Genomic DNA, 7,626 nt, shown 5'->3' on the forward strand with positions numbered 1-7,626 from the left:
GAGGATGCCCAGTCGATATCTGGATTTAAGATCTTACTCGCCTCGACCAGCCATCTGTGATCCTCTATCGTCCATCCCTTTCGGTTTCGATACTGTTTAATTGTTAGTCTTCCCTGTCGAGATGCTTGTAAAGATGGCAAAATCTCACCTCAGCTATAGGATTTACAAATAGGTCATGAACAATCTTGCTGATGTCTCATAACATCAAAAACTCTTTGGAGCTCTTTCCTACTATTCCCTGTTCCCTGATCCGAAGTTCCCTGTTTCGACGGGTCCGCTGTTTACATTTCAAATAAAAATGCATACTATATTAGAATCAAACCAATAGCTAAGCTCAAGGAAATCGCAGCTAAACTCTGGTAAACGCCCTTAGGCATATTCCAGGTCTAAGAGGCTATTTTAAAGGTGTTGGAGCCTACTCGTACATACCCCCCTAACCCGCCAAAGCAAGGGGGTAAGTGGCTCAAAGTCCCTCAGATTTCCGATAATGATCGCTGATGCCAAACATGTGTTACTTCTCAAACATCCTCGCGACCCAGAGAATCTTAATGGGCTACGCCCACGCTACGCGATGAAGCTTTGCTTCCGCTAAGAGCGATCGGAGCCTCTGTCAGTAGACATACTCCTAAAGTAAGTGACAAGATCCCACCAACACTTAGGTTCGCTTTCCCCATTAAGAATTAAATTCCACACAGGTCGCACCTCAGGAAACCTCTTCACAATCCTGTTCACAATTCTTTGCTACTTGATGTGTTAATAATCCAAACTAGAGCCAGCTGAGAAATCAAAATTATTATACTTTATTATACCAATTGTCAAGTGCCAATTTTGGCTCATCTGTTGTGATCACCAGCTGAGCCAAAGCTGATCCAAAACTGTGTCTAGCAAAGGCTGGGCAAATTCGGAATTCTGGATAATGTGTAATTCAGGTAATGCTAGTCATGGCACAAACAAGATCAGAACCCCCATTACTGATCCAAGCAATCCTTGAGGGGTTTGTGGATGGGGTGCTGATTCTAACTATTAACCAAGATTGGTTTCATGCCAATGAGTGTGGACGTCGAATGTGTTCTCAAATCACTCAAGGTAGGTCACAGATAAATTCTATCCCTGACCAAATTTGGCGAGTTTGCGAATCATTAATTGATAGTCGTGAGTGGTTTTGCGATCGCAAACTAATTCTCGAAGCTGAAATTAAAGTGGATAAGTCAGTTAACTTTCGGGTTAGGGTTAGATGGTTAACGTTAGAGTTATCCCCAGATCCTTACCTCTTAGTAACCCTAGAAGATCAAAATCAATCTTATCAAAATTCCGCTAGCACTGATGCGCTCAAATATGGGTTAACTCCCCGGGAAGAGCAAATATGGTCACTTAAAAAAGCGAACTTTACTTACCGAGAAATTGCCCAGCAGCTATTTATCAGCATCAATACGGTTAAAAAGCACTTAAAAAACATTTACGCTAAACAAAAATACTGATAGGTATTACCATTACTATATAGCACTACTCAATTGATTTAGGGACTTTAGCCCTGGCTTTTAGGGAGTAGGTATTGGTGGTAATCAAATTTAAATTTGTTCATCATTATAATTACTAATTTCACTAAAATTATTACTACGTTGAGTTAAGAATCATAAAATATACTAATTTTTTTCAAAAATAGGGGAGCAAAACTCTATGTCAAATAAAGAAAACCGAGAGTTGGATAAGTGGATTAAGAGTAATCCAGATTCAAGAGAATTAAAAAGAGCGCTAGCTGTAAAATTTGCCATACAAGGCTTGGAATATCAAGCAATATCCGAATTCTTAAATGTATCAAAGAGCTTCATTAGTAAGTGGAGAAAAATTTTTCATGCAGCGGGTGTAGAAGGATTAAAATTATCTTATAAAGGGGGTAAAGGCTATTTAACTAAAAAACAAAAGCAAGAAGTTATCACTTGGATTAAAAAACAATATAAATGTAATTTTGATAAATTAGAGGGTTATTTGATTGAGGAATATAATGTAGTTTTTAAATCCCGGACTAGCTATTATAAATTAATAGCTGAAGCCAGGAGTAGTGTGGAAGAATCAAAAAACAATAATCATTATCAAAATAAAGAATTATTGGATAAAATACTGAATCGTATTTACAATCAAGCCTAGTTTTATACTGAGGGGGTGACGAAATGAGCTAAAACGCAGATTCTATAAGCGACCTAGCCCTTAAACCGCGTTGATAATACTTTCGTTTATTAGGATTTAATTTCATTAATTCGGTTACTAATTTTAGACAAACATCCTTAAAATTCATCCAGGTTTGACCATACAAACCAACGTAAAAACTGCTATGCCTCCGCTCCCTACGTCCAGATTCTTTTACACGAGCTACATAGTTTTGTATTCCTTTACGTTTAATAGTTTGACCTTGGAAAGTTGCAGAAGTGTAAGCTATCGCTATCAATAAAACTATCGAAATAAACCGTTTATCCTCAAGCTTTGTGTTTTCTAAGTTATAACCACCACTCTTGAAATCTCTAAACATTTCCTCTATATTAAATCTTTTTTTATAAGCGGAAATCGCCAACTCTAATTTTTCAAAATTTGTCAGAATAAACCATCCTTCTTTCTGCGCTATTCCTTTGAGTTTACGTTGCCACTTACAAGCCACATTAAAATTTGAAAATCCACGAGTTTTAGTAACTTTAACTCCTTGGATAAATAAAGACACTCCTGGTACTAAACCTAAATCATTAAGTTGAAGCCAATTAGTTTTTTTATATTCAATAAACTCGTTATTTTTTAAGCGTAAGCAAAAATACACACCCAAGTCCTGTAAGTATTTTGCTAATTTGACAGAGCAAAATTCTCTATCTCCCAACAGGCAGATTTGATAGTTTTTAAAAAGCGGGATAACTTTTGACAATATTATTTGTTGTTCTGTTAGATTACTACTCCCTAACTTTGGCAACAAAGTAAAATATACTGGAAACGCCCTTTTATCCCAAATGAGGCTAACCATGAATAAATTAATACGACCCCAACTTGTTCGATCTATTGCTATATAAATTAGTTTGTCCGAGGTAAAGTATGTTTTCAAAACTTCTTCAACTATTGGAAGCCAAACTTTTTCAATGGTGAGATTTGGCAGCGATAAAAATCTTTGTATTCTTTTTATTTTGCTTTCAAATTTAATGGGTAAAGGGAGAGCATTTGCTAACTTTTCCAAACTGACTTTCTTGATTAATTGTAAAAGATTAATCAGGATTTTTAAAAAAATATAATCGGCTAGACTTAATTGACTTTTTAGGTGGTTTTGGTAGAATGTTGGTAACATTGTCAATACGTAGGTCTTGTTGCAAATTTAGAGACCTACTTTTTTTTACCACAAAATGCTACTAGCTTTACATAGCAAGCATTTCAGCCTGTTTCGTCACCCCGTCAGAGTTTTATATCTTACTTAAGAAGGCTATAATATTTTAATATTAGGGTTGATACAAAAAACTTATAATAAATGAATCCTCACCTAATCTTGCCAGTCGGTACCCAAGTGGTAACTCGTGTGGCTGCTAAAAACTCTGCGGGTGAAACATTATGTGTACAAGGAGCAGTTGGTGTAATAGTCAAGGCACCAACAGATGATTCCCATGCCTATCGGGTGCGTTTGCCTGATGATAGGGAAGTTACCCTACGTCGCCATGAATTTAGTATTCGTAAACACTTCCAAAAAGAAGGGTTACAGCTCTCGGAAGACTTACTCACAGAGTTAAATTTATATGATCATGTTATCTACCGCTGTGTAGTAGGGTCGAGAGCATTTGGTCTGGATGATGAAAACTCTGATACAGACAGACGGGGTATTTACCTGCCACCAGCTGTGGTTCACTGGTCTTTGTATGGAATTCCGGAACAGTTAGAAAACCACGAGACTCAGGAGTGCTACTGGGAGCTGCAAAAGTTTATCATTTTGGCACTGAAAGCTAATCCAAATGTGTTGGAATGTCTCTACACACCACTAGTGGAAACAGCCACTCCCCTAGCCAAGGAATTGCTAGCTATTCGAGATATTTTTCTGTCTAAGTTGGTTTACCAAACCTATAATGGGTATGTGATGTCCCAATTTAAGAAAATGGAGCAAGATTTTCGGACTAAAGGAGCAGTTCGATTAAAACATGCTATGCACTTAATCCGTTTATTGCTCTCAGGGATCACAGTCTTGAAAGAGGGGTTTGTACCAGTGAAAGTTGAGGAGTATCGGCAACAACTCCTAGCCATCCGTCGGGATGAAATGCCATGGCAGGAGGTTACTGCTTGGCGATTGAGTTTACATCAAGAGTTTGATGCTGCTTTTGCCAACACTAATTTGCCAGAACGTCCGGATTATGAAGCAGCTAATCAGTTTTTGATTAAAGCACGTCAAAGTATGGTTTATAGGAAAGGGAACAGGGAATAGGGAATAGGGAACAGGGAACAGGGAGTAGGGAGTAGGCAACAGGAAACCAAAATTATCACAATTATTACACGGATTGCTATAGTTATACAGCGTTTTTCCTAACTATTAGGTGCGCTTGACCCATTAAGAATTAAATTCACCACAGGTCGCACCTGAGTTACACAGGATTGTTTCACTATTGCCTCTTGCCTCTTGCCTCTTGCCTCTTGCCTGCTCCCTTCTCCCTGCTCCCTACTCCCTGCTTCCTAAAAACATGTACCTCACCCAATTGAAAACTGCTGTATATGAATTTAAACCAAAAACTACTAACTGTAATTTATACTCAACCCCATCCACTGTTATTTGCTACCCTCAGTGGAGCCCATTTGTATGGTTTCCCTTCACCAGATTCTGATTATGATTTGCGTGGTAGTCACATTCTGCCAGTGCAGAAGGTTATAGGACTGGACCCGGGACCGGAAACGATTGAAGTCTCGGAAATTCGGGATTCCATAGAACTGGATCTAGTCACTCACGATATCAAAAAGTTCTTTGAGATGCTGCTGAAAAAGAATGGTTATGTCTTAGAGCAGCTGTACTCACCCCTAGTTATTCACACTACACCGGAGCATGAGGAATTAAAAGCGATCGCAAAACAATGCATTACTCGCTACCATGCCCATCACTATCTAGGATTTTCCCGAACTCAATGGAAACTGTTTCAAAAGATGAGTCCATGTCGTGTCAAACCTTTGCTTTACGTCTATCGGGTGCTGTTGACTGGTATCCATTTAATGAAAACTGGGGAAATAGAGGCTAACTTGGTTAAGCTGAATGAGGTGTTCCAGTTACCTTATATTCCAGATTTAATTGCTCGAAAGCTAGCAGGAGTAGAAAAGTCTGTATTGGAAGATACAAATTTGAATTTTCATGAGGGAGAATATAATCGTCTACAGAGTAAATTAGAGGAAGCATCTGAGTCTAGTTGGTTACCAGAAGCACCATCAGCTAAGGATGCTTTGAATGATTTGCTCTGTAGATTGAGGATGGCAAATTTACATTGAAATTGCTATATAGCAAAGGGAGCAGGGAGCAGGGAGCAGGGAGCAGGGAGCAGGGAGCAGGGAGCAGGGAGCAAGGAATAAAATTTCTAGAAAATGCTATAATAATAATTATAAATAAATTTTTAAATGAAAGTAAAACAATTAGCAATTTCTAGTATGATATTTGCTCTGCTTGTGCTTGGTTGTGCTAGTGAAACCCCAGCAGATAAGACCCAGCCTCAGCAGGTAGCAGGGGATTGTGGTGAACGCCAATGTCAGGAAGTTTTAGCTGACCTTGGCGATAGTTTTCCCGAACAAATAGCTGAATGGGAAAGGGAGTGTAGTGATAGCAAAAGTTTCAGTTTAAAGGTTTTTCAGAATCAAGAAGAACCCCAGCGAGTCAGCTTTATTTGTTGGGATAAACCCGTAGGAAATGGCAATCGCACTGGTACATGGTTAGGGGTTTTGCCGTTAGTAGCGAATGATTATACTTTTGTGAAGCCATTGGTTTGCTCTAATTCTGACCAACAGTGCCAGAAAGTATTGCCTCAATTACGCAGAAATGCTCCAGAGCTAGTCCAGAAAGCAGAATTTAAATGCGCGACCAAACAGGGGTCTCTATTTTTGAGAGTTTCTGAGCAGGAAATCGATATTCGTTGCGGGTTTTTTGCGACCTCTGTTTGGGATTAAAATGGCGATGGCTTAGTGGATAATGAAGACCCAGTTAGTGTTGATATTTCAGTGGGGACTTTTAAACGCTAAAGTTTTATAATTAAGGGGATAGCTGATATCTAATACTATAGCATTTCCAAATATATCATGAAAACTCAGGCTAATTTACACTGCCCCCTACTCCCTACTCCCTACTCCCTACTCCCTACTCCCTACTCCCTACTCCCTACTCCCTACGGGGAGCGCTAATAAATGTCTATAGATAGAATTAACAATGCCAATGCCTTAATTATCGGTTCCAATGGAGGTATTGGTCTGGCTTTTGTCAAACAATTGCTGCAAGATGAATCCTTTACCAAGATTTATGGCACTTATCGTAACCGTGATTCTAGTTCGGAATTAATTGCCCTTGAAAACAACTATCCTAATCGATTAGTTTGTCTATCGATGGATATTACCGACGAGTTGCAAGTATCTGAAGCTATCAAACAAATTAGTGTAGGGATAAACAAACTCCACTTAGTGATTAATTGTGTTGGATTGCTTCATGACGGAAGCTTACAACCAGAAAAAAGCTTGAAACAGATTAATTCAGAACACTTGATGCGCTACTTCCAGGTTAACAGTATTGGAGCAGTGTTGCTGGCTAAACATTTATTACCATTATTCCGTCATAGCGATCGCAGTATTTTTGCTAGCATTTCTGCCAAAATTGGCAGTATTGGTGATAACCAACTGGGAGGATGGTATGGCTATCGAGCATCGAAAGCAGCCTTAAATATGTTTATGCGAACGGTGGCGATTGAATACAGTAGAAAAAGTCCTCAAACTATCGTTGTTACCTTGCATCCTGGTACAACCAATACGCGCCTTTCTAAACCCTTTCAAAAAAATGTACCTGCTGATAAGTTATTCCCAGTAGAGCGTACTGTTAATCAACTACTGGCGGTGATTGAAAAGCTGGATAAAGGGGATAGTGGACAGTTTTTCTCCTGGGATGGAAGCCAGTTACCTTGGTAAACTAGTGTAAGCATTTAGCTATCAGCTATCAGCTATCAGTTATCAGCTATCAGCTATCAGCTATCAGCTATCAGCTATCAGCTATCAGCTATCAGTTATCAGCTATCAGTTATCAGCTATCAGCTATCAGCTTTTGAAGAAAACAGCTAAGGATTAGTTTAATTTGAGGAAAGTCTTTTAAAGAAAACAGGTAAGGATTAGTTTAATAGTCACGAAAGAGGTTGATTTTAAGCTGACCACTGACCGCTGACCGCTGTTCGCGTAGCGTGCGCGTAGCGCATATGCTTAGATAAAACCTTTATTCAGTCTTTAGAACTGACTCTTTTGAGTCGTCTTTGGCAACGTTATCTCTGGGAAAACCGGATATCAATCCGCTTTCAATCATCAAACCAATCCCGGCATTAATCACAACTAAGCTTAAGGTTCCTAACCAAAACCAAGGCTCTCCTTCAATTCTTTTAGAAACGGCTTCTCCAAATA

The 7,626-nt window shown here is 39.0% G+C and carries 8 protein-coding genes; 6 read left to right on the forward strand and 2 right to left on the reverse strand.

Annotated features, from left to right (window positions below; all coding sequences use genetic code 11):
• The first annotated feature begins 941 nt into the window (after positions 1-941).
• Both F6K49_RS32545 and F6K49_RS32550 read left to right on the forward strand, forming a co-directional pair.
• Positions 942-1,478, forward strand: a complete 537-nt coding sequence (locus F6K49_RS32545) for a helix-turn-helix transcriptional regulator (RefSeq protein WP_293070871.1) — start codon at positions 942-944, stop codon at positions 1,476-1,478.
• Positions 1,479-1,677: 199 nt separating this feature from the next.
• Positions 1,678-2,145, forward strand: a complete 468-nt coding sequence (locus tag F6K49_RS32550) for a helix-turn-helix domain-containing protein (protein WP_293103310.1) — start codon at positions 1,678-1,680, stop codon at positions 2,143-2,145.
• Positions 2,146-2,173: 28 nt separating this feature from the next.
• On the opposite strand, the gene F6K49_RS32555 is transcribed toward F6K49_RS32550, so the two are convergent.
• Positions 2,174-3,316, reverse strand: coding sequence for an IS4 family transposase (locus F6K49_RS32555; protein WP_293103313.1), 1,143 nt, complete (start codon positions 3,314-3,316; stop codon positions 2,174-2,176).
• A gap of 177 nt (positions 3,317-3,493) precedes the next feature.
• Here F6K49_RS32555 and F6K49_RS32560 point away from each other — a divergent pair, with 177 nt between their 5' ends.
• From F6K49_RS32560 to F6K49_RS32575, 4 genes are all read left to right on the forward strand, one after another.
• Complete coding sequence (locus F6K49_RS32560) at positions 3,494-4,432, forward strand: nucleotidyltransferase domain-containing protein (RefSeq protein WP_293103316.1); 939 nt, start codon at positions 3,494-3,496, stop codon at positions 4,430-4,432.
• A 284-nt stretch (positions 4,433-4,716) separates the two neighbouring features.
• Positions 4,717-5,475 carry a nucleotidyltransferase domain-containing protein gene (locus tag F6K49_RS32565; RefSeq protein ID WP_293065643.1) on the forward strand — a complete coding sequence of 253 codons (759 nt, stop codon included), beginning with the start codon at positions 4,717-4,719 and terminating at the stop codon, positions 5,473-5,475.
• 126 nt (positions 5,476-5,601) lie between these two features.
• Positions 5,602-6,144: a hypothetical protein gene (locus tag F6K49_RS32570; protein WP_293039472.1), complete on the forward strand. Its 543-nt coding sequence runs from the start codon at positions 5,602-5,604 to the stop codon at positions 6,142-6,144.
• Positions 6,145-6,378: 234 nt separating this feature from the next.
• Positions 6,379-7,146 (forward strand): SDR family NAD(P)-dependent oxidoreductase, encoded by a 768-nt coding sequence (locus F6K49_RS32575; RefSeq protein WP_293039470.1) that lies wholly within the window; start codon positions 6,379-6,381, stop codon positions 7,144-7,146.
• 298 nt (positions 7,147-7,444) lie between these two features.
• Here the strand turns inward: F6K49_RS32575 and F6K49_RS32580 are convergent.
• Positions 7,445-7,626, reverse strand: a 182-nt coding sequence (locus F6K49_RS32580) for a hypothetical protein (RefSeq protein ID WP_293103318.1), incomplete at its 5' end; no start/stop codon positions are given.

The organism is Moorena sp. SIO3I6 (genome assembly GCF_010672095.1).

Bases quoted from the DNA above. Each gene is read 5' to 3' on its own strand.
- F6K49_RS32545 (WP_293070871.1), top strand. From the start codon at position 942: ATGGCACAAACAAGATCAGAACCCCCATTACTGATCCAAGCAATCCTT.
- F6K49_RS32550 (WP_293103310.1), top strand. From the start codon at position 1,678: ATGTCAAATAAAGAAAACCGAGAGTTGGATAAGTGGATTAAGAGTAAT.
- F6K49_RS32555 (WP_293103313.1), bottom strand. From the start codon at position 3,316: ATGTTACCAACATTCTACCAAAACCACCTAAAAAGTCAATTAAGTCTA.
- F6K49_RS32560 (WP_293103316.1), top strand. From the start codon at position 3,494: ATGAATCCTCACCTAATCTTGCCAGTCGGTACCCAAGTGGTAACTCGT.
- F6K49_RS32565 (WP_293065643.1), top strand. From the start codon at position 4,717: ATGAATTTAAACCAAAAACTACTAACTGTAATTTATACTCAACCCCAT.
- F6K49_RS32570 (WP_293039472.1), top strand. From the start codon at position 5,602: ATGAAAGTAAAACAATTAGCAATTTCTAGTATGATATTTGCTCTGCTT.
- F6K49_RS32575 (WP_293039470.1), top strand. From the start codon at position 6,379: ATGTCTATAGATAGAATTAACAATGCCAATGCCTTAATTATCGGTTCC.